Below are 23,729 nucleotides of genomic sequence, written 5' to 3'. Positions count from 1 at the left end.
TCGTCTTAGGACAAAGCGAAGTATACTCAGACCGTATAAACAAGCAAATGGATGTGGGGGGCATTATGATTAACTGGATAAAACACATTCGTCAGTCAGGTTCCAAACATGTCACCAGTCATGGCAGGTATTTGTATAAGCTGATTTGGCTTGGATGCATTTCTGTTTGCATTCCTTTAATACTGGCTAGTGCAGTGTACTATCAATTCGCTATGAACCGGGCGCAGGAGCAAATCATGAACGAAAGCAATTCGTCGTTATCGAGCATGAAGGATCGTGCGGAAAGAATTTTTCAGACCATCGAGCAGGAATCGCTTCAACTCGCTGTCGACCCTATCCTATCGGGCTTCTTTCTAGACCCGAATCAAGACAACAGCTGGCTGTGGCACAGGGATTTTCTGGATAAAATCAATCTGGTCAAAAATAGTGACAGCTTTATTAATGAAATTTATTTCTATAATACCATGGAAAATGTGGTGTTATCGAACCGTTATGGAGTTATCGAAAAAGAGAGTTACCCCTATAAAAATGATATTGATACGATCATTGCCAGCGAAGAGCTCTCTCAGTGGGCTTACTTGCCTTCTGCGCAGAAGGACGGTTATGTGACATTTGCCCGCCGGCTTCCTAACATGGGGGACGGTCAAGCGCAAGGTATTCTTGCTTTTGAAATTGAAAAGTCTGCGATTAGTGAATTTTTGGATTCCGATACGTATTTACTGCCGATGGGACAGAATTTGTTCGTCATTCATCATAAGGTTATTCCTGGCAGTGGGGAGCTGGGGTACGATCAGGTTCTTTCCTTAATGAAAGGTTTGGGCAGCATAGACGGTATCAAGGATAGAAGCAGCAATACTGGCAGTTTCCTGAGCAAAGGCATCGATGGGGAACAAGCGCATTTTCTATATACCAAAAATATATACGGGCGAATTTACGTTACCATCGTACCTGAGAAAACCATTGCCGGCCAGTTGAACTGGATACGCAACGTGACCCTTCTATTTTTGTTTATTTTCATTACTTTCGGAGTCGTATTGACCTATTTCAATTCCAAGTGGGCTTATAACCCCATCGGGCAGTTGATGAAGCATAGCAAGGCGCTGAGGATCGGGCAAATCCAAAATAAACAAAACGAACTCGATTATATCAAGGAATGTCTGGATTTTCTAAACATGGAAACGGAAAAGCTAGGTGGTTTTATGGCTAGCATTCAACCTACACTGAGGGAGAAATTTCTTCAGCAGTTGATTAACGGCGAATACTTAAGAAAAGAACCGCTGCTTCGTGATTGTGAAGCCAATGGCATTACCGTACATGCGACGAATGTCGTCATCATCGTGGATGCCGATAATATTGCGAGGGAGAAGCGTTTTCGGCCGGATGAAAAAGGGATCATTGCTTTTGTCATCTCCAATGTCATGCAAGAAATTATTCAGACTTATCCCAGCGTGCGCGGGTATGTAATTCCTGACAGAGGCCGGGGGGTAGCGCTGCTGCAGTTCAGGGCGGATACGGAGCAAGAAGAGATGCTTCGTCTTACAGAAGAATATGCGGAATCCGTCTGCGACTCCTTAAAGGAGCATCTGTCGATGAAAGCGACGGCTGGCGTCGGCCGGTTTTATTTTCATATCGAGGATGTGCCCGTTTCTTGTAAAGAGGCGGAAAGCGCGCTGCAGTATCGCATATTCAACAATACGAAGAACGTCCTATTTATTGAACATTTGGAAAATGAGAAGAAGCAGACGGCTTTCCGCTACCCTCGGGAATTCGAAACCGCCATTATTGACGCCTTGGATAAAGGGGAACTGGAGCTGGCAGCGGAAGGTTTGGCCGCTTTTTCCGAAGCGATTCGCGCTTCCCAGTCCTATCGTTTTATTTATCAAAGCTATCATTTACTGTTATCCACGCTCATCTCATCTTTGGAAAAGCAAGGGGCCACACTTCTCGATATATTGGATCACGATTGGTTCGGGCAGCTTCACACCAGGCAGACGTCGCAGGAAATCGCGGATTGGTTTGCAGGGAGCTTATTTCCGATGTACATCTGGCTGACAACAAATTACCGGAATGAATCCGGCCAATCCGTTATCCAGCAGGTATGCAAGCATATTCGGGCGAACTGCGGCAGCGATTTGTCATTGGTGCAATGCGCCGAGCAAGTAGGGCTCAGTCCTTCTTATTTAAGCCGTCTTTTTAAGAAGGAAATGGGTGTGAACTTCCTTGATTTCGTTGTGGAGTGCAAGGTCGATGAAGCGAAGAGGTTGCTCACGGAAACAGATCAAAACGTAAGTGAGATCGCGCTGGCCGTGGGGTATTCCGAGCGTAACCTGAACCGTATCTTTCAACGGTTTATCAAAATGTCTCCGAGTAGTTTTCGGACACGTCAGCGTTAACAGCAGTTGGAGGTTGTTCCGAAAGCCATGGCAATGGCGGGGGCAGCCTCTTTTGGGTGTAGTTCCGCTTGAACTCGGAAACGGCTGAATTTACTGGAATAGCAGCCTGTAGATCCCCTAGGATGTGGCGTGGATACCGGACAGATTTTGCTGCAAGGACAATTCTTGACGTTTGAACCGCCTGCCCAGGTTTTTCAAGAATTGTCTATAGGATGCCTAACAGTCCGGTTATATAGTAAGGAATGTATTGAAAGGGTTTACATGGATTCGAGCGTAGAACATCAGAACATCCAGGAATATAAAAAGAGAGGTGCAAGAAGATGCCGTCGACAGCAGAGTTAACGACCAAACCTATGGCGAAGACCCACTCCCGCAGCTGGACAAATTTGGCCCGGCACAAATATGTCTATTTACTTGCTTTACCAGGCGTGCTTTATTTCATCGTCTTTAAATTCGCTCCGATGTGGGGGCTGGTGCTGGCTTTTACCGAGTATAATCCCTATGCAGGAATCAGCGGAAGTGAATGGGTGGGGATGAAGCATTTCGTCGAGCTGTTTTCGGATCCCAACTTTTATATCATGCTGCGCAATACTTTTGCGATCAACATCTTTGGTTTGATCTTCATGTTTCCCGTTCCCATTGTACTTTCATTGATGCTGAATGAAGTACGACACGAGGCGTTTAAAAGGTTTAACCAATCTATCGTCTATTTGCCACACTTCTTGTCTTGGGTTGTCGTTGTCAGTCTAACCTTCTTCATCCTGTCTTCGGATGTGGGGATCGTGAACAAAGTCATTACGGGCTGGGGGCATGAGTCGGTCGCCTTCTTATCCAATCCTAATTATTTCTGGGCGCTTATCACAGCACAAAATATGTGGAAGGAAGCCGGTTGGGGAACGATCATCTTCCTGGCTGCTATGGCCGGGGTAGATCCCCAACGGTACGAAGCAGCTGTCGTAGACGGAGCAAGTCGCTGGAGACAAATCTGGCACATTACGCTGCCTGCCATCCGACCCACGATTATCATTTTATTGATTTTGCGTCTCGGGCATATGGCGGATGTCGGCTTCGAGCAGGTGCTTCTCATGATGAATCCACTTGTTTCTTCCGTAGGGGAAGTATTCGATACGTATGCCTACAGCATTGGCGTATTGCAAGGGAAAGTCAGCATCGGTGTGACGGTTGGCATGTTTAAAGGCGTGGTCGGTTTGGTCCTGGTCTTGGTCTCCAACTATATTGTGAAGAAGCTGGGGCACGAGGGGATATATTGAGGTGATTCTGGGTTGAAAAAGGGAGGATGGAACGATGAGCTTTGTTGCCAAAAAGAAACTGACCACGTTTGATTACGTAAACTATTCGCTGTTGGCCTTGATCTCGATTGTGTGTTTGTTTCCATTTATTTATGTGTTTAGCGTGTCCTTCACCGATCCGAAGGTGTACATTCCGCTGAAATTTTATTTGTTTCCAGACAAATGGTCATTGTCCGCTTATAAATATATTTTATCGACCAACAGCTTTATCCATGCGCTGAAAAGCACGGTGTTCGTCACGGTCATCGGCACGATCTTAAATCTCATTGTCTCTTTCAGCTTCGCTTATGTGCTGACCAAGAAAACATTACCGGGAAGAAAAATCTTACTGGCAGCAGTTATTTTTACGCTGGTGTTTAATGCGGGCATCTTGCCGAGTTATTTGCTCATCAAGCAGCTGGGACTGCTGAACTCGTATTGGTCATTGATTTGGCCAACGCTTACCAGCGCGTGGAGTTTGCTTGTCATTAAGAGCTTCCTGGAGTCGCACCCGCCGGAGCTGGAGGAATCCGCACGCATCGACGGGTGCACGGAGATTGGGGTATTTCTGCGTATCATTATCCCGCTGTCGATGCCGGCAATCGCCGCATTTATGCTGTTTTTTGCTGTCTCTCACTGGAACACGTACTTCAATGCACTTATCTATATCTCGGATTCCAAAAAGTGGACGCTGCAAGTGTTGATAAAATCCCTTGTCATCGATTCGGACTCCACGGGTGTCGGACAAGCGGGTGCAGGCGGAGACGACAGGATTGTGCCACAGGAAACGATCCGCATGGCGGCTATTATGCTGGCTATGGCTCCTATATTGCTTGTTTATCCTTTTTTGCAAAAGCATTTTGCCAAAGGTGTCATGCTAGGTTCTGTCAAAGGATGATCGCAGGGTGATCACAGGCTAATCTAACCAACAATTTGAATGTCAAAGGATGGGTATGAACATGAATGAATTAGCATCAACAGGAAAAGTCAAAGTCGGTTTTATCGGTCTGGGTGTAATGGGTAAAAGCATGGCGCGAAATCTGATGAAGGCCGGATATGACCTGTACGTCTACAGCCGAACAAAAAGCAAGTCGGAAGACCTGCTGCAAGAGGGCGCAATATGGAAAGAAGGGGCTGCGGACGTAGCTCGCCATGCGGATGTGACGATTACCATGGTCGAGTATCCGAGTGATGTGGAGAACATTTTCCTGGGGCCTTCTGGAATTGTAGCTGCTGCGAAACCAGGTTCCTATCTAATCGATATGACGACCTCAAGTCCCGCATTGGCGGCGCGGATTTACGAGGAGTCTCGGAAAAAGGGACTACAATCGCTGGATGCACCAGTCTCAGGCGGAGATATAGGGGCTAGAGATGGGAAACTATCCATCATGGTTGGCGGTGACGAAGAGGCTTTCGAAGCCGTTCTGCCTGTCTTTCAGGCGATGGGGACCAATATCGTCTATCAAGGAGCAGCAGGCGCTGGTCAGCATACGAAGATGTGCAATCAAATTGCGATTGCAGCCAACATGATGGGTGTTTCTGAAGCGCTGGTTTATGCTGAACGATCGGGCTTGAATCCTGCCAGGGTGCTGAAAAGTATAGAGACCGGAGCTGCCGGTAGTTGGTCGTTAAGCAACCTTGCACCAAGGATTATTCAAGGCAATTATGAGCCGGGATTTTATGTCAAGCATATGATCAAAGATTTGGGCATTGCCTTGCAGTCCGCTGAGGCTATGGGGCTTGAGGCATACGGGTTATCGCTGGCTAAGACGCTGTATGAGAAGCTGGCTGCGGCAGGGGAAGAGAGCAGCGGTACGCAGGCACTGGTCAAAATATACCGTTAAAATACTAATGAAGCGGAGGGACGTCTATGAAACTCGTTTACGACCACCAGGATGAGATGGTCCTGTTCGGGATGAATCAAATCAAGAAGAGTTTGGATGCGAAGGGACAGTTTTTCGTCGAGCAGTATAATGGCAAGGGCTTGGTACTGACGCCTGAACGGGGAATTGTCGTTCAGAAACTGCCTGTAAAGAAAGGGGAGTCCGCTGGCGAAGAACAGGCCTTTCGCCTGTCCCGCCAAGGGGAACTGATCCGCATTGAAGGTGCTGATTCTCGTGGACTCATGTACGGATGCCTGGAATACGCAGAACGGTTGGCACGCGGAGCGGAATTGGCGGATGGGGAAGAGATGTTCCGTAAGCCGGCAATGCGCTTGCGCGGTATTAAATTTAATTTGCCGTACGCACCATTTGATTCGGGAGATCCATTCGTCTTGAATGAGGGAACGTGCATGGATATTGGTTTTTGGAAAGCTTATATCGATATGCTCGCGCTGAATCGGTACAACTGTTTAAGTTTGTGGTCAGAGCATCCCTACGATCGTATGGTTGTCTCTCCGAAATTCAGAGATGCCAATCCGTATAGTGATTCCGAAATCAATCAGAACATCCGGTTCTTCCGGGAGATGTTTCGTTATGCCGCCAGCAGAGGGATCGACATTTATCTCTTTACGTGGAATATTCGTATAACCCCGGAAGTGGCGAAAGGTCTGGGGCTCCCTGAAGCGGTAGGAGATTTCGGCAATATGTACGATAACCTGATCCACCGGGTGGGATACCCGCTGAATCGCTTTCGCGGTGCATCAGAATTGATTAGAGACTACATTCGTGAGATGGTGCTTCAGCTGCTGCTCACGTACCCTGAATTGAAAGGGTTAGGGACTTCGGCCAGCGAATGGATGGACGGCAACGGGTATGAGCGAGAGAAGTGGATTGTCGAGACGTATGTGGAGGCAATCAAACAGTCGGGAAGAGACATCCCATTTATTCATCGCACCAATATGCAGAATGCGGGCAAAGAAATCAAAGAAATGGTGCAGAGCCAATTCGATTCCAACCAATTTTATATCAGCTGGAAATATTCAAATGCTCATTGTTATTCCCATCCGGAACCCCAGTTTGAACGTCTCTGGGGTGCTTGGGAGGGCATCGACCTGGAGAAGACCAACATTTTGTACACGGTTCGTAACGACGACGTGTTCACCCATCGGTGGGGAGACCCCGATTACGTTCGCGCTTATGTCAAGGGAATGATCAAGCCGCATGTGAAAGGCTTTTACTGGGGAGCAGACGGATACTTGTGGGGCAACGATTTTCAACATGTGGAGCATGGACACAAGACATGGAAGTATGATTTTGAACGGCATATCTTCCAGTTCCAGCTCTGGGGCCGGTTGTCGTACGACCCTGAGACAAGTGACGACGTCTGGGTCCATCTTTTGAAGCCCCATTATGGTCCGGTTCATGCGCCTCTATTCTTGGAAGGCTTGCGAAGCGCATCATCAGTCATACCGGCTGTCAACCGCTTGTTCTGGATCGATTATGACTTCCAGTGGCATGCCGAAAGCTGCTTATCAGAAGTCAGCGGTTTCAAGACAATCCTGGATTTCGTAAACGCTGTACCCATGCCTGGGGTCGGTGTTATGTCCATATCCGAATATGCAAAAGCAGAACGGGGAGATAACGCAGAGAGCCTGTTCGGAGAGTACCGTGAAACACCTGCTGATATCCTGAATCTGCTGCAAGAGGCTGCCGATCAAACCGAACGTGTCGCCATCAAGCTGTCCAACGAGCTTGGTGAGTTATGCTGCAGTCATGCTGCATGCACACTTCACGACCTTTTTGCCTACGTAGAGATGTCCAGGTATTATGTCTGTAAATTCAAAGCCTCTCTTGCGCTTAATCGCTTTAGACTGAGCGAACATACAGAGCATAAGGCCGAGGCCGTTACGCAATTGGAGCAGGCAGCTGTACATTGGGAAAAACTTGGTTACTACTGGAGCTTGCATAACAAGCCTTACTTTATGGCTCGAGTCAAACGCACCTTCGGGTATCCTTATTACTCGGAAGATGTGAGAGCGGATATTGAATTGGCACGTCGATTCGAAAAATAAGAAGGAGTTATTTCAATGCGTGGTTTTGCCATTTTGCTGGGATTCAACATGCTGGGAATTGCGCTCCAGCATTTCGCCTACATTCCGCTTCCCGGTAATGTTATCGGGTTGCTCCTGTTTACGCTGGCTCTGTTTAGCGGCATCGTCCGGTTGGAATGGGTGGAAACCAGCACGCAGTTTCTGCTGCGCCATATGCTTGCCTTTTTTGTTCCCTATATTGTGGGGATCTTGGCCATATGGCCGCTGCTCCAAAGCATGCTGCTCCAGATTGCGCTCAGTCTCGTGGTCAGTACGCTCGTCGGCCTGCTCGTCAGCGGCTGGGTGACATCGGCTATGCTGAAGAAAAGGGAGGTTTCGTCGGGTGGATAATGCCTTTTTTCAACAGCCGATGTTTGGCGTTTCATTAACGGTTATCGTATATGCGATCGCACAGGGACTGCACAAAAAGTGGAGCAAGGTGCATCCCCTTTTCATTACATCGGCGGGTATTATTGCGATATTGCTTATTTGCGGCATTCCTTATGAATCATATCGGGTTGGCGGGGATTATATTGCGTTACTGCTGGGTCCGGCTACGGTAGGTTTGGGCGTGCCGCTTTACAAGCAGACGAGGTCGATTGGCCGTAATCTGCCGGCTATTCTGGCTGGCCTTACAACCGGTTCCATTAGCGCGTTAGTCTGTGCTGGTGGTATAACGTGGAGCTTGGGAGCAGCGAAAAACATCTGGGTAACGATGATCCCTAAGTCGGTGACGACACCGATCTCAGTTGAGATCGTCCGCCATTTGGGCGGCATCCCCGAGCTAGGCGTTATCGTGACAACGTTGACAGGCCTGCTAGGGAGCATGATTGGCCCCGAGTTGTTAAGGCTGTGTGGCGTCAGGTCCGATATCGCGATCGGAACCGCCATAGGAACGGCTTCGCATGGGATCGGAACCGCCAGGCTGGTCAAGGAATCGGAGCTGCAGGCCGGTGTCAGTGGTTTCGCCATGGCGGCAACCGGGATTTTTATATCGTTGCTTGTTATTCCGTTATATTGGATTTTGTAGGGAACAAGGCTGTCTTGAAGGTCTGTAATGACCGTAGGGGCAGCCTTTTTGTGAAAAACAATGCCGCAACAGTTTGTCTTAGCGCAAGGGGGGAGCTACGTTCCGCTATTTCTTAACGAATGAACCATTTTCTCCAATAGTGGGAACTAGTTAAGTAGCGTGATCCCACCAATAGAATCTAACTAGTTAGAGTGCCGAAAGGAATCTGAAATTCAACGATGGTGCCCAGTTCAGGCAGCTTGGAGTAATTCATCAGAACCGAGTCGCCGTAGGAGAGTACGAGCCGTTGATACACATTGGATATTCCGGTATGCTGATGAAAATAAGGATCGTCGTCGTCCATTTCTCCGCGAGTCATCTTGTTGATTTTCTCTAAATCCGTATCCATGATGGGGTTGCCTGTGTTTGCGATGCGGAAGAAAAGCCAGGTCTCTTGTCGATGAATACGAACGGTTAACTTAAAATCATCTGCCTTCATGACAGGCGTCCAACCATATTTAAGAGCATTCTCGATAAACGGTTGGATGATGAGCTTCATAACCGACAAGTCCAATAGATCCGGGCTTACTTCCCAATCGCAAGCGACTTCTTCGCCGTTTCGGTACCGGTGAATTTTTAGAAAGTGGGTAACAAACGTCATTTCTTCGCGCAGGGTAGACCAGCCGTGATCACTTTTTGCGTTATATCTCATCATTCGCGATACGCTCTGTACCACGCTGCGGACCGCTTCACCATTCCGTTTCATTGCCAAAGATTCAATCGTTTCAAGGGTATTAAATAGAAAGTGCGGATTGGTTTGTGCCTGAAGCAGAAGCAGCTCTTTTTCTTTTTCTTTCACCTTGGATGCATACAGTTGGTGCTCGACTCGCCGCAACCCGGAAATCAACGGAAACGCGATAAAACACGCGGCGATAATGCTAAGAAAGGCAATGAGTAAGCTCCACAGCCTGGATTCTTTAACGCCCTGCGTTATCGCGTCGAAGGGGGTTAATAAGACCATTTGCCAGCCTGCGGGAACAAATTCTTGGGCAATAACTTCAAAGTGTTCACCCTCTGATTCAAATAAGAGCTCTTCGTTCGGTACTCCGCCTTTATGAAGGGCGAGTTCGAGAGCGTTATGAAGTTCTCCGGAAAGAGGTTGTTTGGATATGACGTTTCCACTAGCAGGGTGATATAATAAGATCTGACCGTCGCCAGATTCGTAAGCTCCATTCATAAGGCTTCGAAAATGTTCAGCTTTGATGTCAACGATAAGCCACGCATTAATTTCTCCACTGATCAGGTATGTAATCGGTCTAATAAGTGAAATGCTTTCTTGGGGGCTTCCAAGTGTATAAAGTGTTTGATGGAGTTGGCTTAGTACGGGCTTGTACATGGAAGCTGCCTTCTTAAAAAGCGGATCCGAAGCAAAGTCATAATTATAATTCATACTTTTCTGATTGGAATTATATAATATTTTGCCTTCCTTATCTATATAAATGATGCCCTCAATTTCCGGATGGGATTGGAGCAAGGGGTCTATCTTCGGGCGAAAAGTAAGGATACTGCCGGCTTGACTGACGATATCGTCTTTAGGGATAGTCATATACTTCTGAAAACTCGAATCAATCACAAGCGGGTCCAGGGATTGGTTAATTTCTTGAACCGATTGCGAGACCTCTCTGGCCGCATAGCGGGCGAACTCCGATGAGACGGCTGAAGAATGAAGCAGGCTGGAGCGAACCATTTGATAATGCCAGCTTAAACTGGCGAGTAGGATAGGTATAATCGTAATAATAAGCACAATCACTAAAATTTTGTATTTTAGTGAAAGTGGCAGGGCTCGGAGTGAGCTGCGCACAAAGCATTCTCCTTCCGGAGGTTATTTATAGTTTTGGTGGCGGATTCTCTGTTAGTTTACAATAAAAATAGCTGTTGAGGTGGCTTCATATGAAAATTTGTGTAGCGGATGATGAGAAAGAAGTTCGGCAAAGCATCGTAATGAAATTAACGGAATCCCACCCCTATGCCAATGTCTTTGATGTAGGTTATGGGTACGAAGCACTGGAGCAAATCAAGCTCATACGTCCCGAGCTCGTTTTTCTGGACATTCGAATGCCTGAATTGGATGGTCTCGAGATGTTGGCGAATGTGATGAACGCGCTGCCTAAGACAAAAGTTATCATGCTGACGGGCTACAACCACTTTGAGTATGCGAAGAAAGCAGTACATTTCGGTGCATCCGACTATTTGCTTAAACCCGCTGATGTCGATGAAATCAAGCAGGTCGTACAATTGACCTATGATCGATTGACGGAACAGCTGGGAATGGAACTGAACGGCGCGCTGGGGACAACAATGATCGAAGGTTTATTCTATAGGAACATTACTTACTGGTTCGACGATCGTGTTCGGAAGTTGATTCTATTCGAAGATGAAGTGGTTCATGCTGAAACGCATGCTAAAGCCATTTGCGGATTTGAATGCCAAGGGCAGAAAGTCCTGATTGTGACGGCTGAGCCCTCTTACAGTGGAGGGAGCTTTCGGGATTCGGGCGAACTTACCCGACTGTGGCCGGCGGAGTGGAAAACCTGGGAAACGAAACGCTTTTTTGATATAGATGTCTTCCATCGTGGGCGATTCCGATCGAATGCGGATTCAGCAGTCGGACTTAGGCTGGATGTTGTTCGAGCAGTGAAGGCAGCGGATCGGGAGAAATTGAATGAAGATCTGTCCCTTTGGATCCAGGAGCTGCAGAGTCTGCAGGCCAATGTGGTTCGTGAGGAATGCGCGAAGCTGATTTCTCTGCTCGATTCGGACTTCACCGAAGGGCAAACCTTTAACATTTTGGAGTATGGGCCTAAGGAGGTATGGCTTCGGGAAGTGGAGCGGTATCCAACTTGGCAGGAGCTAAGGACTTGGTTGCAAGAGTGGGTAATGAAGCGCTTTGACCAGCTGCATCCTGTAACTGTTCCTAGAGGCTCCGCTGATTGGTTCGAAAAGGCATTGAGTCTTCTGGAGCTGCGCGCTGACATGGACATTACCTTGGAATCGCTGGCGGCGGAGGTCGGTGTACATCCGGTAACCCTAAGCCGCATGTTTAAGCAGCAAACCGGGTTAAGCTTTGTCAGGTACCTGACACGGAAGAGAATGGAGAAGGCGAAGCGGATTCTGATTTCCGGAGACCAGCCAATTGCCAAGATTGCCGAAAGCTTAGGCTACCAGGATCATCGATATTTTACATCATTATTTAAAAATGAGTGGGGAATGACGCCGGGGGACTACCGGAAACAGCATGGATCAAGCTTTGGAGAAAAATAAACGGTTAAAAAATTCGCCTATAGGCTAAATTTTTCTCGCTGTTAGCAGTCTTCAAATGCCGTATGATGAAATTACATTAAAACCAAGTATACCAATGTGTTTTAAGTGGATGTCTACCGGAAGACCGGCGATGTGAATAATTTTGTCGGAGGGGTTAGGGTCTATGAAAAAAAGAGGGTTAACTAGCTTTGTATTCCTGCTGGCTGCAGGGATGGCCATCAGCGGCTGCTCGAATAATGGCACAAGTGGAACCGAGCAGAAGGTAGAGCGTCAAAGTAAAGAGCAGGTTACGATCAAGTTTTGGCATCGTTGGCCGGAGTCACAGCAAGCACTGGAGCAGGCAATCAAAGAATTCTCGGATAAATATCCGAATATTAAGGTAGAGCTGCCCGCAATCGCTTCCTCTCAATACGGGACCCAACTGCAGGCCGCAGTCGCTAGCAACGACCTGCCGGATATTTTTGCCAACAGCAATGCGGTTCCTGTTGATCAACTGAATCGTCTTGGTCTCATTCGTGATATTGACGATGCTGTACAAGGTTATAAGGATAAGTTCTACGAGGGAACCTGGACAGAGGGTTTTACCACGTTGAATGGAAAAGTTTATGCCTTGCCTCATTTCACGCCGCGCCGTTACGCTCACGTACTTTATTACAATAAAAATGTGCTGAAAAACGCAGGCTTATCCGAGAAAGACGTGCCGAAGAGCTGGGACGATTTGGTGGCGGTCGGAAACAAAATCAAACAAAGCGGCAGTGACGTATACCCCTTAATTTTGGGAATTAAAACTGACTGGCTGGCCAGTGGTTATTTAGGCCAAATGGCGACGGCAATTAAGCCGGAGGTCGTCCCAAATGACGGTTTTAATTTGAAAACAGGCCAATATGAATTTGATTCTCCGGGATATGTAGAGAGCATCGAGTTTATTAAGAAGCTTCAGGACGATAAGCTGCTTCATCCAAACAGTCTGGTTATCGATTACAGGGAAGCATCCAGTTTGTTTGCCGGGGGCAAGGCGGCTTTCGTCATCGACGGCACGTTCTTGTCCTCAGAGCTGCAGCAAAATAACAAATTTAACGATTTTGGCGTCGCCCCATTGCCGACGAAGGACGGAAAACCTCAATATTATGCGTTCCAGGGGGAAACGAAAGCGACGCTGCATGTCAGCAAAAATACGAAGCACTATGAGGAAGTCAAGCTGTTCCTGCAGTTTTATATGGATCGGTACTACACGAAACAGCTGGAGCTTGGCGTCGAGGGGTCACCGATTGTCGATCAGAACAAGACGGTGAAGATTGATAATCCTCCATTCGTTGAAGCCCAGAAAATTCAAGACCAAACGTTTGTCCTTTCACCGCACCCGTTCACACGCAACCGTGCAGCTGTACAAGTGAATACGGAGCTGAATGGGAAGAAACCGAAGGAAACGGTCGGTAAAATTCTGGAAGGATATTTAGCCGGCCAAGTCAAGGATGTGAAAGCCCAGCTTTCGCAATTGACGTCAGGTTATAACAAAGCGTTGCAGGAATCCATCGACAAAGTGAATAAGTCCGGAACCCCGGTACAGCCGTCGGATTACCAGTTCCCCAACTGGACCCCGCTGCAACCTTATTCGACAGACAAATATAACGAGTTGAAAAAATAAGCGCATGCGACTGGCAGCAGGGCAGTGGAGGGCTGGCTTACGCCCAAGGCTGCCTGATTACTGCTGTGAGCTACAGCCCAGAAGGAGGAACTTCCGTGAGTAGAACTGCATCCATGATTCGATTGCCGGTTTCCCGCCGGATGCGAATCCGCTACTTATGGGCTTACGCCTTGATCGGACCGCAGGTTTTATTTTTCCTCGCGTTCACCGTGTACCCTATCGTGATGAGCTACGTGTACTCTTTTTACGAGTGGAGCGGATTCGGTCCTCTTGAAAATTTTATCGGTAGAGATAATTTCATCAAGTTAGTTCATGAACAAGCGTTCTGGAACGCATTTCGCAACAGTCTTATCTACATGACGGCTAAGACCTTAATCTTATTGCCAACTACACTCATGCTTGCTCTCGTTTTGAACCAGGCGCTGTTTAAAGGCAAGGTATTTTACCGAACGGTATACTTTTTACCGGTTGTGACAACCACCTCAACTGTGGGGATCGTCATGAAATTCATTTTCGGCAACGAAAATGCGTTAGTCAACGAGGCACTGATGGGGCTGGGGGTCCTTTCCAAACCGATTCCGTGGCTGGGTCAGGCCGATACGGCAATGGTCGTGCTGATTCTGATCGGCTCGTGGAAATTTTTCGGCATGGTGCTCGTTTATTGGCTGGCCGGGCTTCAATCTTTGCCGAAGGATGTTTACGAAGCGGCGAAAACAGACGGAGCGAATGGCGTACAAACGCTGCGGTACATTACGCTTCCGCTGCTTGCCCCGGTAGGCGCTGTAATTCTTTTGCTAACGGTAGTCAACAGTATGCATGTATTCGATTTAGTCAAAACCTTGACGGGCGGAGGACCCTTCTACGCGACAGAGACGGTGGATCTGTACATTTATAATTTCGCCTTCAGCACAAGCGGCTTCCCGCAGATCGGGTATGCGTCGGCGGCCGGTATCGTATTTGGCGTTGCCATATTTATTTTGACTGCACTTCTTGGTCTTCTAGTGAAGTCGCTGCAGCAGGCAGGAGGCAGGGGATGATGATAAGAAAAAAAGGTCATCTGGCGAATGGATTGCTTCATATCCTGCTGACGGTCTTCGGCTTCATTTGGATTTATCCTTTTATTTGGATGATCTTCTCTTCTTTGAAAACGAATCAGGAATATATCACCTCGGGCTTAAAGCTCTTTCCCGAATCGATGCAGTGGATGAACTATGTACGCGCATGGAAGGTTGGCCACTTCTCCGATTATTTCATAAACTCGGTGATCGTGACGGTATCGACAGTTGTTATTGTCACCTTACTGTGCGTGTTGACTGGCTATGCGCTCGGTCGCGTCAACTTCCCGGGAAGAAAACTGCTCATATTTATCTTCAGTGCTACAATGTTTATACCGAAGGGATATACCATTATTCCGGTGTATTTGATCGTGAAACAGTTGGGACTCCTCAATACGATGCCCGGTGTCATTTTGGCGGAATCCTCCGGTGCCCATGTGTTGTTCATCCTGTTGTTTATGGCTTATTTCCATGGCTTACCCAAGGAATTGGAGGAGTCCGGGGAGATGGACGGGGGTGGTTTTTTTCGGATCTTTTGGCAGATCATGCTGCCACTATCAAAGCCGATTATCGCGACCACGGTCATTATGCAGTTCATTTGGACCTGGAATTCGTTTTTCGTTCCGTTGGTGTTTACACTGAATAAACCCGAGCTGCGTACGCTTGCGGTCGGTATGTTTTCATTTGCGGGCGAGCACACGATAGATTGGTCCGGTATGGCGGCGGGCGCATCCATTTCGCTGGTGCCGGTCATCCTCGTATTTATTGCATTTCAAAAATATTTCATTGAAGGTATTTCCGGTTCGGTCAAAGGATAATAAATCAAGCCAGGGAGGCTGCACAGAATGGAGAAAAAACCGCATATCGTTATATTCAATCCTGATCAATGGAGGGGGGACGTCCTCGGGCATGTCGGAAATGCTGCGGCGATAACGCCGGTGCTCGATCGATTGGTAGAAACCGAGGCTATTTCGTTCCGCAGCGCTTTTTGCCAAAATCCGGTGTGCACGCCGAGCCGATGCTCGTTTATGAGCGGCTGGTATCCTCATGTACGGGGTCATCGCACCATGTTCCATATGATGCAGCCGGATGAACCGGTGCTTCTACGCACGTTAAAGGAGCAAGGCTACTCCGTATGGTGGGGCGGGAAAAACGACTTGGTTCCCGCGGAGAACGGCTATGATGCTTACTGTGACATCAAGTATAAACCGGAGAAGCAGCCGCGCCCGGAGACGAACTTACACGGATATGACCAGTGGAGGGGCGAGCCGGAAGGGGACAACTATTATTCCTTCTATGCCGGCAAGCTAGAGAAAGACCCGACAGAGGAAGCATATTATGACAACGATTGGGCGAATGTGTTAGGAGCTATTGATTTTATCAAGAACGCTCCCGAGGATCAGCCGATTTGCCTCTACTTGCCACTGCTTTACCCTCATCCGCCTTACGGTGTAGAGGAGCCTTGGTTCAGCAAAATTGACAGGGAGAAGCTGCCGCCGAGGATTCCGGCACCCGACAATTGGGACGGCAAGCCCAGTCTTCTTAAGGGGATTTACGACAGGCAAAATCTTCAAACATGGACGGAGGAACGCTGGGACGAGCTGCGTGCGACCTATTACGGTATGTGCTCCCGAGTGGATCATCAGTTCGGGCTGCTTCTCCATGCTTTGAAGGAAGCGGGTATTTACGACGATACGGCGGTGTTCTTCTTCTCCGATCACGGTGATTTCACGGGAGATTACGGGATCGTGGAAAAAACGCAGAATACGTTTGAGGATACGTTAACCCGGGTACCCTTTGTCATTAAACCGCCGAAGCATATTCCCGTTATACCGCGAGTCAGCGACGCTTTGGTTGAATTAATTGATTTTCCCGCTACGGTTGAGGCATTACTTGACTTGAAACCGGAGCACACCCATTTCGGACGTTCACTTCTGCCGCTCCTGGCGGGAGATACGGACGAGCACCGTGATGCCGTCTTTTGCGAAGGCGGCAGAATTCATGGCGAAATTCACTGCATGGAGAAGGACAGTGTCGCTCAGACGACGCCATCCGGCTTGTACTGGCCGCGGGTAGGATTACAGCAGAGTGAAGAAGCGGAACATACGAAGGCTGTCATGTGCCGCACCAAAACACATAAATATGTAAGGCGTTTATATGAGTCGGATGAGCTATACGATCTGCAAAGCGATCCCGGCGAAACGGTCAATCGGATCAATGATCCTGCTTTCGCCGGCATACTCGCTGAACTGAAGGACCGGCTGCTGACTTTTTATCAGGAAACGGCTGATGTGGTCCCGCACAAGACCAACCACCGTTTCTAGCAGCTTTGTAAAAATATCATTCGAAGATGAGGGGCGTCGCTTGCCTCAATGAATGTCTAAACGAATGCCTCTCATCTGCGATGATTTAGGGATGGATTATGCTCTAAGCTTTTTCATCCAATTTATGATTTGCTCGGCTCGATGGTCATAGGTGTGGAATTGACGTACATAGTTTTGCGCTGTACCCGCAATAAGCTGCGCTTCTTGCAGGTTATTTAAGTAGTAATCGATTTTATTCATCAAATCATTCCTCGATTGATACAACACGAAATGAGTCCTGTCCTGAAACAACATTTCCTGTTCGGGCGCATAGTCCGAAAAAACCAAAGCTCCACAGCCCATTCCTTCAAAAATCCGCATGTTGAAAGCCTTAATCGAATCAGCTGTATGATTAAATACAATTTTGGATTTACCGTAAAGTGAGCTCAGATCGTGGAGAAAAACTTTTTTATTGAAAGAAACCGTTCGTTTGCCCTTGAGTTCCGTTTCCATATATTTCATTCTGGCCTCCCGCGTACGGTACAAGGCGCTTTGTCCACCGACAAAAGAAATGTCAACCGGCCGTTCTACCAAAGGAGTCGCCGACTGAAAAATATGCGGATCGACGCCGAACGGGAAGAAACGAACCGGAGACGGGAACTGATGCGCGAGATGAAGGGAGTGAGCCATAAGCAGCAGATCCGGTTTATACCATCCGCACATCTCAATGTTCGCGTTAAGGCGATTTTCGCCGTGATGGATCCAGAACAGCTTCGGAATGGTAACGAGATGTATGTTTTTGACAAGCACTTTCGGGCGAGAGGGACTTTCAACAAAGAGTACGCCCAGATAGGAGCTCATGTTGATCGCGGCAAAATCAACGGTTTCTTCCATTCGAACGACTCGGACACCAATTCGGCGAAGACCGTCTTCTAAGTATCTTCCTGGCGTGTACGGAGTTTTTCCATAGCACATAATGATGGCAGGTTGCGGTTTTGCTAGTTCAGGGGTGTCCATTGCGCAGCTCCTCTCTTAATGTGTTTACAAAAAAGGCGGCGGACAGCCTTCCTGCATATTTATTGATCTCTTTCTTCAGGGTACGAACCAGAGTAGCGTGGTTTTTTTCAATGTCTTGGGATAAACGCAGGATCTCAAAGTTTACGGCTGGGTTATCGGTCGGAATGACAAAAGGCAGCATGGAGATGGAGGCTGCGAAGTCAAACATTTTGAAGCGGTAACCAAGGGAGATAAACGGCACCTGCATAACGGCAGAGAAAATAGCGGCGTGCAGCTTTAAATTGATGGTAAAGCGGCACTTTTGGATTAAGGCCATGAGCTGATAAGGATACACCGTATCCGCGAGCTTCACTTTTCCGGGCCTGTTTATTTTCGTTAATAACCGTTTGCTAGCGGGGATATCTTCCGGCCATACGTTATATAAAAGAATAGAGTAGCCTTTATGAATCAATAACTTAGCGGCCGCTGCAAGCTGATCTTCGACAATGTCTTCTTTGCCTCCAAAAATTTGATTATTCGCCGTTCCCCAATTGATGCCGACAACCGCTTCCTGTGGATCGAAATATTGCGTAAACAACCCTTTGGCTCTGTCACCCGGCTGCAGTAAGAAAGCGGGGTCTCCGCTGATCTGGACTTTCGCTGTATTCACGCCAATGGATTGTAGAAATCGATGGCTTAGCGGCCCTCTGACTGCTGTATAGCGAGAATATGAAATGATTTTATTTAATTGGTTGACGATGTTTGGATCGACAAAATTCGCTGGCAGTTGTTTCTTGTTTAATAAACTGTCCAGACCGGATCTTCCGGCAATTTTATCGATCCCTGAGCCCCAGATATAGATCGATTTGTTGAGCTCCATCGCTTTGCTAAGCAGGGAAATATAGCTTGGAGCAAGCAGGGAGCCGCCGCCAAGGACGATGATATCGTAGCCGGAGATATGCGCATACTCTTGCCTGCAAGCTTCCAACAAGCTCAATTCATTGGGGATGAATCGTCTGGCTTCCTGCTTGAAGATGTCCCACATGACTTCGTCTCCCGCGTTCCGATATCCAATTTCACCCAAATATAATAGTTTGGCCAAGATGTGACCTCCGTTCAGAGAAAGTTGCTACAACTACATCATATTCATTTTTTACATATATGTTATATATTCATAGAAATCAGGCTGTCGACACGTAGTCGACAGCCTGATAGGCATTCAAAGCTTAAATTTAGGACTCAGCCGTAACGACGACTTCATCAATATAAGTGCCAGCAACGCCTAATTCAATTAATGAAGCAAAAAGGATAAAGCGAATTCTGGCTTGCTCAGCTAGGGCAGGTTTAGGACCTGTCACAACAACGTGTGTTTCCCACTCTAGCGAAAGATCAATATCCGTACCTGGCATGTCTTCCAGAACTTCGGTGGATATCGGAGCGTAAGCGCCATCTGCTCCTCGTTGCCATACGATTTGAACTTGGATATTTCCGTTTACGATCGGAGCTACCGCCACAAGTCTACGAAGCGCATAGCTCACACGCAGGTTAACGGCATCAGCAGCTACTGGGAATGCTTGGCTTATGACTGCATTGCCGGGAACTAGTGCGACAAGTGGACCTAATGTGCCGACAAAGCTGCCTTCGAATGCGCCTGTTAAGGGATTTACTGTACCAGCTGTACCAGCTGTTTGCCATGGAGTAATGCCCGTTTCGAAGGAAAAGTTTTCAATTAAGTTAAGAGACATTTTTATTCACCCCCATCTTTTTAAGGCATGTTATATCTTATGTGTAAGAAATTACAAAGTTTTCCACCATTCGTCTAACTCTACTAAAATGTATCTTTGGTGCTGATTCATATAACTAGAATGCCAATAATAGGTGTATCCAGCCCGTCATCTGCCCCTTTCCATTTCATGATAGGGTGCATCTATTAGAGTATAGAGATGAAGCCGGAGGATGAATGATGATGAGAGAAGTGATACCAGACCGCGTAAGTATCATCGTTCCTTGCTATAACTCGGAAGCTTATGTGCAATCGTGTTTGAATAGTCTTTTTAAACAGACTTATAAGGAAATAGAGATTATTGTTGTGGATGACGGATCAACGGACTTAACTTGGAACAAGATTCATAGATGGAAGGAAATCAAAGAACAAACCGCCAAAACATTCTCATTTGAAGATCGTTTCTATGCCGTAAAGCTGCCGCGCAATACAGGTTACGCGGGAGCGATCAATGTGGGGATGTATTTGGCGAAAGGCGAATTCATTGCCATGCAGGATTCAGACGATCTATCGCATTCTAGACGAATTATGAGACAAGTTGAGTCCATGCGCGAGCATCCATCCCTTGATATGATTGGAACCTCCTATGAATATTTCCAGGATGGCCATTTCGAAACCCGTAAACGGGAGCAATGGCTCAGCTATGGAGTTTCCAAAATAAATGCTGCTTATAAGAACGGGTGTCATTGTGTTTGTCATGGAACGATATTATTCCGTGCCGGCGTGTTCGATCAGATCGGAGGACCGATTAGGCGTGGTGTCGGTATCGAGGATTACGATTTTATTGCTAGGTGTATAGCAGCAGGTATGAAGGTGGACAATCTGAAAGAACCTCTGTATTTCTACAGGAGGCATGAAAACCAACGCTCAAGAGAGTTTTTCCGAAAATAGAAATGATCTGACATCAAGAGTCAGGAAGGGAGACTAGGATGCGAAAAGTTTTCTATGTGGGTTGGATCGGTTTCGGGAATATCGGGGACGATTTAATGTGGGACGTCTTTCGTGAAAGTGCTAATCTCATGATGCCCGAGCAAGATGTTTCGGTCGTACCCTCTATGCCCGGCGTAAGTTTACAGGATGTCGCTGATTATGATGTCGTCGTGCTTGGCGGGGGTTCCCTGCTTATTCCAGGTTATGTGGATGTTTTGCATCATGCTTTGAAGCAAGGGAAGCAAGTGGCTGTGTGGGGAAGCGGCGTTGATTGGATAACAAGAAAAGATATGGTAAGTCTATCAAGCGGAGATAGCGGGAAGATGCAGTATCAAACAAAGCCTGAATATAGGAAAATGCTGAAGAACATAAGCCAAAATGCCATATTTGCCGGCGTGCGGGGACCGCTGACCAAAAAGCTGCTGGAATATCTGGATGTGGATGCCGATAGGTTTATCGTAAGCGGAGATCCGGGGGTACTGCTGCGTTCGGATGACTTGGAGCCGCCTATCAATACCAAAATGTGGCCTTCTGATGAAAAGGTCGTGGGGATCAACTGGGGGACTTCCTATAACCGGATTTATGGGGGACAGGAAGAGCTTGTAGAGAATCAGTTGGCGGAAGCTTGCAAGAGGTGGATACAAGCGGGCTACAAGTTATATTTGTATTACGTATGGAACCCTGATAGAGAAGCATTGATAAGCTTGGCGGATAAGATTGGCAACTCGGAAGCTGTGCGGATTGCACCAAAGGTTTATTCGGCGCAGGCCTTAATGAGGATTATGAAGCGCTGCGCATTCACGGTAAATTTCAAACTGCACGCTAATGTCATGTCAGCTGCGGCTGAAGTTCCCTTCATCGCACTTGGTTATCGGATGAAAACCTTCGATTTCATAGAGTCGATAGGGCTGCCGTCCTCCGTTATTTCGACGGACGAAGAGCGGCTTGCGGATAAATTAGAGCAAACCTCATCTCACCTTCTGGAGCATTGGGAGCGCGATAGGCATCGCCTGCAAGCTAACATTTCTGCCCATCAAACAAGCTTGCGATCTCCTTTCCTTCAGGCATGGAGCTAAAGAAGATGGGTTTTATGGAAATTTTAGTAATCGTTATAAGCAACCATGCCAAGATCGGCCTCCACTCATACATTATAGGAGTACAAGACAAACAGTCCCGGTGCTAACGCACATGGAAGGAGTGAGGATTTTGCCGTTGCCGAAGAGAAAAGTAATTTCATCCTTGCGCAAACCAACCAAGAAGAAATCATCTTCCCAGAATCAAAATGTCATTGTCATTAAAAACGAAAAAAGCGGTACCATTCATCTGAAAGATGTTGTCCGCTTTGAAGGTAAGCCGCAGATGGTGCAGCTTCCTGCTTCGGAAATTCGCAGAATGCAGAAACATCTGCGAGTGCTTTTGGTCATTGACCAGTTTAACGTAGGCGGGACCGAGACGCATACATTAGGTTTAGCTCGTGAGTTAATGAGAAATGGCGCGCATGTGGTCGTTGCGGCGAAGACCGGAAGAATGTTAGACGCCTTTGCTGCCCTTGGCTGTCCGGTGTATACGGTAGATTTTGTAACGGATGAGTTCAAAGAAAACTTGGAGAGAAAAGCTGAAATTATCGATTATTTGAAGCTTATTATCCGTAACGAAAATATTTCCCTCCTGCATGCTCATCAGTGGCCATCTGGCCTTTTCGCCGTACAGGCTGGTAAGGAAATGAACATTCCCGTCGTATTTACAGTACATGGATTCGTAGATGATGCCCTAATTCCATTAGTAAAACAATGCGACACCGTGCTGGCTGTAAGCCAATCGATTGTTAAAACATTGAAGGCTAATCACGTCTCCTCTATCCTACTGCAAAATGGGATTGATGTATCGGAGTTTTCTTCGCACAAGTCGACCAAACCTTATGTACGTGCATCCTGGGGGATCGACCATAATGCTCCAGTAGTTACTTATGCAGCAAGGTTGTCATTTGAGAAAGCGGATATTTCACTTGCGATCATGGAGGCTTGCCGGAGACTTATTGCAGGCGATTATCCGGAGCTCAAGCAGATTATTGTCGGCGGCGGGCATCATAAGGAGCTAGTTCAAACAGAAATGGCGCGAATTCAAGAAGAAGCCGGCGTCGATTTTATACAACTGGCAGGAGAATCTCTGCATATGTGCGCTTATTACTCCGCAAGCGATTGCTTTATTGGCACAGGGCGCGCTGCGCTAGAGGCACTTGCCTGCGAATGTCCTACGATTGTTGCAGGAGCTACCGGATATATGGGGGTTATGAGCAAGGAACTGTATGCCAAAGCATGGGAAACCTGGTTCTGCGATCACGGACCGAGCAAGCCATGGACGGTTGAAGAGTTCGAGTCCGACATTAAGTCGGTATTGGAGCTGAAAGAACGTGAACGGGAAGATCTCGGATGGGTAGGCCGTAAATTTGTTGAGGACAAATTTAATGTGCACGATACGATTCCAGCTCTCTTCGATGTTTACTTGAAGCATTTAAAAACACTGCCTTCGACAGAAAGAGCTGCTATTCGATCGGAGATAGGAAATAGATAAGCGGAGATTATGAAAGCCACTATATGGGTGGCTTTTTTTGTTATATAAGAACGCTGATAATTGTGTCGCGTTCTCGAACTAAGTAGCCAAATCGCTCAGCCTGTCCGGCTCGTGCCAAGTGACCATGGTGCTCTGCATGATCGCCTCGCACCGAGTAACCAATCGCTCAGCCTGTCCGCCTCGCACCAAGTGACCAATCGCTCAGCCTGTCCGCCTCGCACCGAGTAACCATAGCGCTCAGCACGCTCGCCTCGCACCGAGTAACCATAGTGCTCTGCATGATCGCCTCGCACTAAGTAACCATAGCGCTCAGCATGAACGCCTCGCACCGAGTAACCATAGCGCTCAGCACGCTCGCCTCGCACCGAGTAACCATAGCGCCAGCACGCTCGCCTCGCACCGAGTAACCATAGTGCTCAGCACGCTCGCCTCGCACCGAGTAACCATAGTGCTCAGCACGC

Annotated in this window: 19 protein-coding genes; 15 read left to right on the top strand and 4 right to left on the bottom strand. The window is 47.6% G+C overall.

Features of this window, described 5'->3' with window-relative positions; translation table 11 throughout:
- The first annotated feature begins 65 nt into the window (after positions 1-65).
- From PCH02S_RS16135 to PCH02S_RS16105, 7 genes are all read left to right on the top strand, one after another.
- Positions 66-2,393: a helix-turn-helix domain-containing protein gene (locus PCH02S_RS16135; protein WP_164819586.1), complete on the top strand. Its 2,328-nt coding sequence runs from the start codon at positions 66-68 to the stop codon at positions 2,391-2,393.
- A gap of 353 nt (positions 2,394-2,746) precedes the next feature.
- Positions 2,747-3,664, top strand: coding sequence for an ABC transporter permease (locus tag PCH02S_RS16130; RefSeq protein WP_397369560.1), 918 nt, complete (start codon positions 2,747-2,749; stop codon positions 3,662-3,664).
- Between the two features lie 34 nt (positions 3,665-3,698).
- The gene (locus tag PCH02S_RS16125) at positions 3,699-4,580 is read left to right on the top strand and encodes a carbohydrate ABC transporter permease (RefSeq protein ID WP_127454766.1); all 882 of its coding nucleotides are present in this window, start codon (positions 3,699-3,701) and stop codon (positions 4,578-4,580) included.
- A 61-nt stretch (positions 4,581-4,641) separates the two neighbouring features.
- Positions 4,642-5,526, top strand: a complete 885-nt coding sequence (locus PCH02S_RS16120) for an NAD(P)-dependent oxidoreductase (protein ID WP_127454764.1) — start codon at positions 4,642-4,644, stop codon at positions 5,524-5,526.
- A gap of 26 nt (positions 5,527-5,552) precedes the next feature.
- Positions 5,553-7,637 carry a hypothetical protein gene (locus PCH02S_RS16115; RefSeq protein WP_127454762.1) on the top strand — a complete coding sequence of 695 codons (2,085 nt, stop codon included), beginning with the start codon at positions 5,553-5,555 and terminating at the stop codon, positions 7,635-7,637.
- A 15-nt stretch (positions 7,638-7,652) separates the two neighbouring features.
- Positions 7,653-8,006 carry a CidA/LrgA family protein gene (locus PCH02S_RS16110; RefSeq protein WP_127454760.1) on the top strand — a complete coding sequence of 118 codons (354 nt, stop codon included), beginning with the start codon at positions 7,653-7,655 and terminating at the stop codon, positions 8,004-8,006.
- A complete protein-coding gene (locus PCH02S_RS16105; RefSeq protein ID WP_246069114.1) occupies positions 7,999-8,685 on the top strand; it encodes an LrgB family protein in 687 nt (228 codons plus the stop codon). The genes PCH02S_RS16110 and PCH02S_RS16105 overlap by 8 nt, the downstream gene beginning before the upstream one ends.
- 178 nt (positions 8,686-8,863) lie before the next feature.
- Here the strand turns inward: PCH02S_RS16105 and PCH02S_RS16100 are convergent, their stop codons facing one another.
- Positions 8,864-10,525 carry a cache domain-containing sensor histidine kinase gene (locus tag PCH02S_RS16100; protein WP_127454758.1) on the bottom strand — a complete coding sequence of 554 codons (1,662 nt, stop codon included), beginning with the start codon at positions 10,523-10,525 and terminating at the stop codon, positions 8,864-8,866.
- An 89-nt stretch (positions 10,526-10,614) separates the two neighbouring features.
- On the opposite strand from PCH02S_RS16100, the gene PCH02S_RS16095 reads away from it, so the two are divergent.
- From PCH02S_RS16095 to PCH02S_RS16075, 5 genes are all read left to right on the top strand, one after another.
- Positions 10,615-11,985, top strand: coding sequence for a response regulator transcription factor (locus PCH02S_RS16095; RefSeq protein ID WP_127454756.1), 1,371 nt, complete (start codon positions 10,615-10,617; stop codon positions 11,983-11,985).
- 163 nt (positions 11,986-12,148) lie between these two features.
- Complete coding sequence (locus tag PCH02S_RS16090) at positions 12,149-13,630, top strand: ABC transporter substrate-binding protein (RefSeq protein ID WP_127454754.1); 1,482 nt, start codon at positions 12,149-12,151, stop codon at positions 13,628-13,630.
- Positions 13,631-13,725: 95 nt separating this feature from the next.
- Complete coding sequence (locus PCH02S_RS16085; RefSeq protein WP_127454752.1) at positions 13,726-14,667, top strand: carbohydrate ABC transporter permease; 942 nt, start codon at positions 13,726-13,728, stop codon at positions 14,665-14,667.
- On the top strand, positions 14,664-15,503 hold the full coding sequence (locus PCH02S_RS16080) for a carbohydrate ABC transporter permease (RefSeq protein ID WP_246069113.1): 840 nt from the start codon (positions 14,664-14,666) through the stop codon (positions 15,501-15,503). Before PCH02S_RS16085 ends, PCH02S_RS16080 begins: the two co-directional genes overlap by 4 nt.
- Positions 15,504-15,530: 27 nt before the next feature.
- The gene (locus tag PCH02S_RS16075) at positions 15,531-17,009 is read left to right on the top strand and encodes a sulfatase-like hydrolase/transferase (protein ID WP_127454750.1); all 1,479 of its coding nucleotides are present in this window, start codon (positions 15,531-15,533) and stop codon (positions 17,007-17,009) included.
- 96 nt (positions 17,010-17,105) lie between these two features.
- Here PCH02S_RS16075 and PCH02S_RS16070 read toward each other — a convergent pair whose 3' ends face one another.
- The 3 genes from PCH02S_RS16070 to PCH02S_RS16060 form a co-directional block, all read right to left on the bottom strand.
- Positions 17,106-18,005: a glycosyltransferase family protein gene (locus tag PCH02S_RS16070; RefSeq protein ID WP_127454748.1), complete on the bottom strand. Its 900-nt coding sequence runs from the start codon at positions 18,003-18,005 to the stop codon at positions 17,106-17,108.
- On the bottom strand, positions 17,992-19,086 hold the full coding sequence (locus PCH02S_RS16065) for a polysaccharide pyruvyl transferase family protein (protein ID WP_127454746.1): 1,095 nt from the start codon (positions 19,084-19,086) through the stop codon (positions 17,992-17,994). The genes PCH02S_RS16070 and PCH02S_RS16065 overlap by 14 nt, the downstream gene beginning before the upstream one ends.
- Positions 19,087-19,216: 130 nt before the next feature.
- Positions 19,217-19,729, bottom strand: a complete 513-nt coding sequence (locus PCH02S_RS16060) for a hypothetical protein (RefSeq protein WP_127454744.1) — start codon at positions 19,727-19,729, stop codon at positions 19,217-19,219.
- Between the two features lie 215 nt (positions 19,730-19,944).
- On the opposite strand from PCH02S_RS16060, the gene PCH02S_RS16055 reads away from it, so the two are divergent.
- From PCH02S_RS16055 to PCH02S_RS16045, 3 genes are all read left to right on the top strand, one after another.
- Positions 19,945-20,658, top strand: a complete 714-nt coding sequence (locus tag PCH02S_RS16055; RefSeq protein ID WP_246069112.1) for a glycosyltransferase family 2 protein — start codon at positions 19,945-19,947, stop codon at positions 20,656-20,658.
- 38 nt (positions 20,659-20,696) lie between these two features.
- Positions 20,697-21,773, top strand: a complete 1,077-nt coding sequence (locus PCH02S_RS16050) for a polysaccharide pyruvyl transferase family protein (protein ID WP_127454740.1) — start codon at positions 20,697-20,699, stop codon at positions 21,771-21,773.
- 130 nt (positions 21,774-21,903) lie between these two features.
- Entirely contained in the window at positions 21,904-23,268 is a 1,365-nt protein-coding gene (locus tag PCH02S_RS16045) for a glycosyltransferase (protein WP_164819585.1), read from the top strand.
- The last annotated feature ends 461 nt before the right edge of the window (positions 23,269-23,729 follow it).

The sequence above is a fragment of the Paenibacillus chondroitinus NBRC 15376 genome (genome assembly GCF_004000765.1).
Lineage (GTDB): Bacteria > Bacillota > Bacilli > Paenibacillales > NBRC-103111 > Paenibacillus_E > Paenibacillus_E chondroitinus.
The sequence above is the reverse complement of the archived record's forward strand: the minus strand, read 5'-3'. Positions and strand labels throughout refer to the sequence as shown.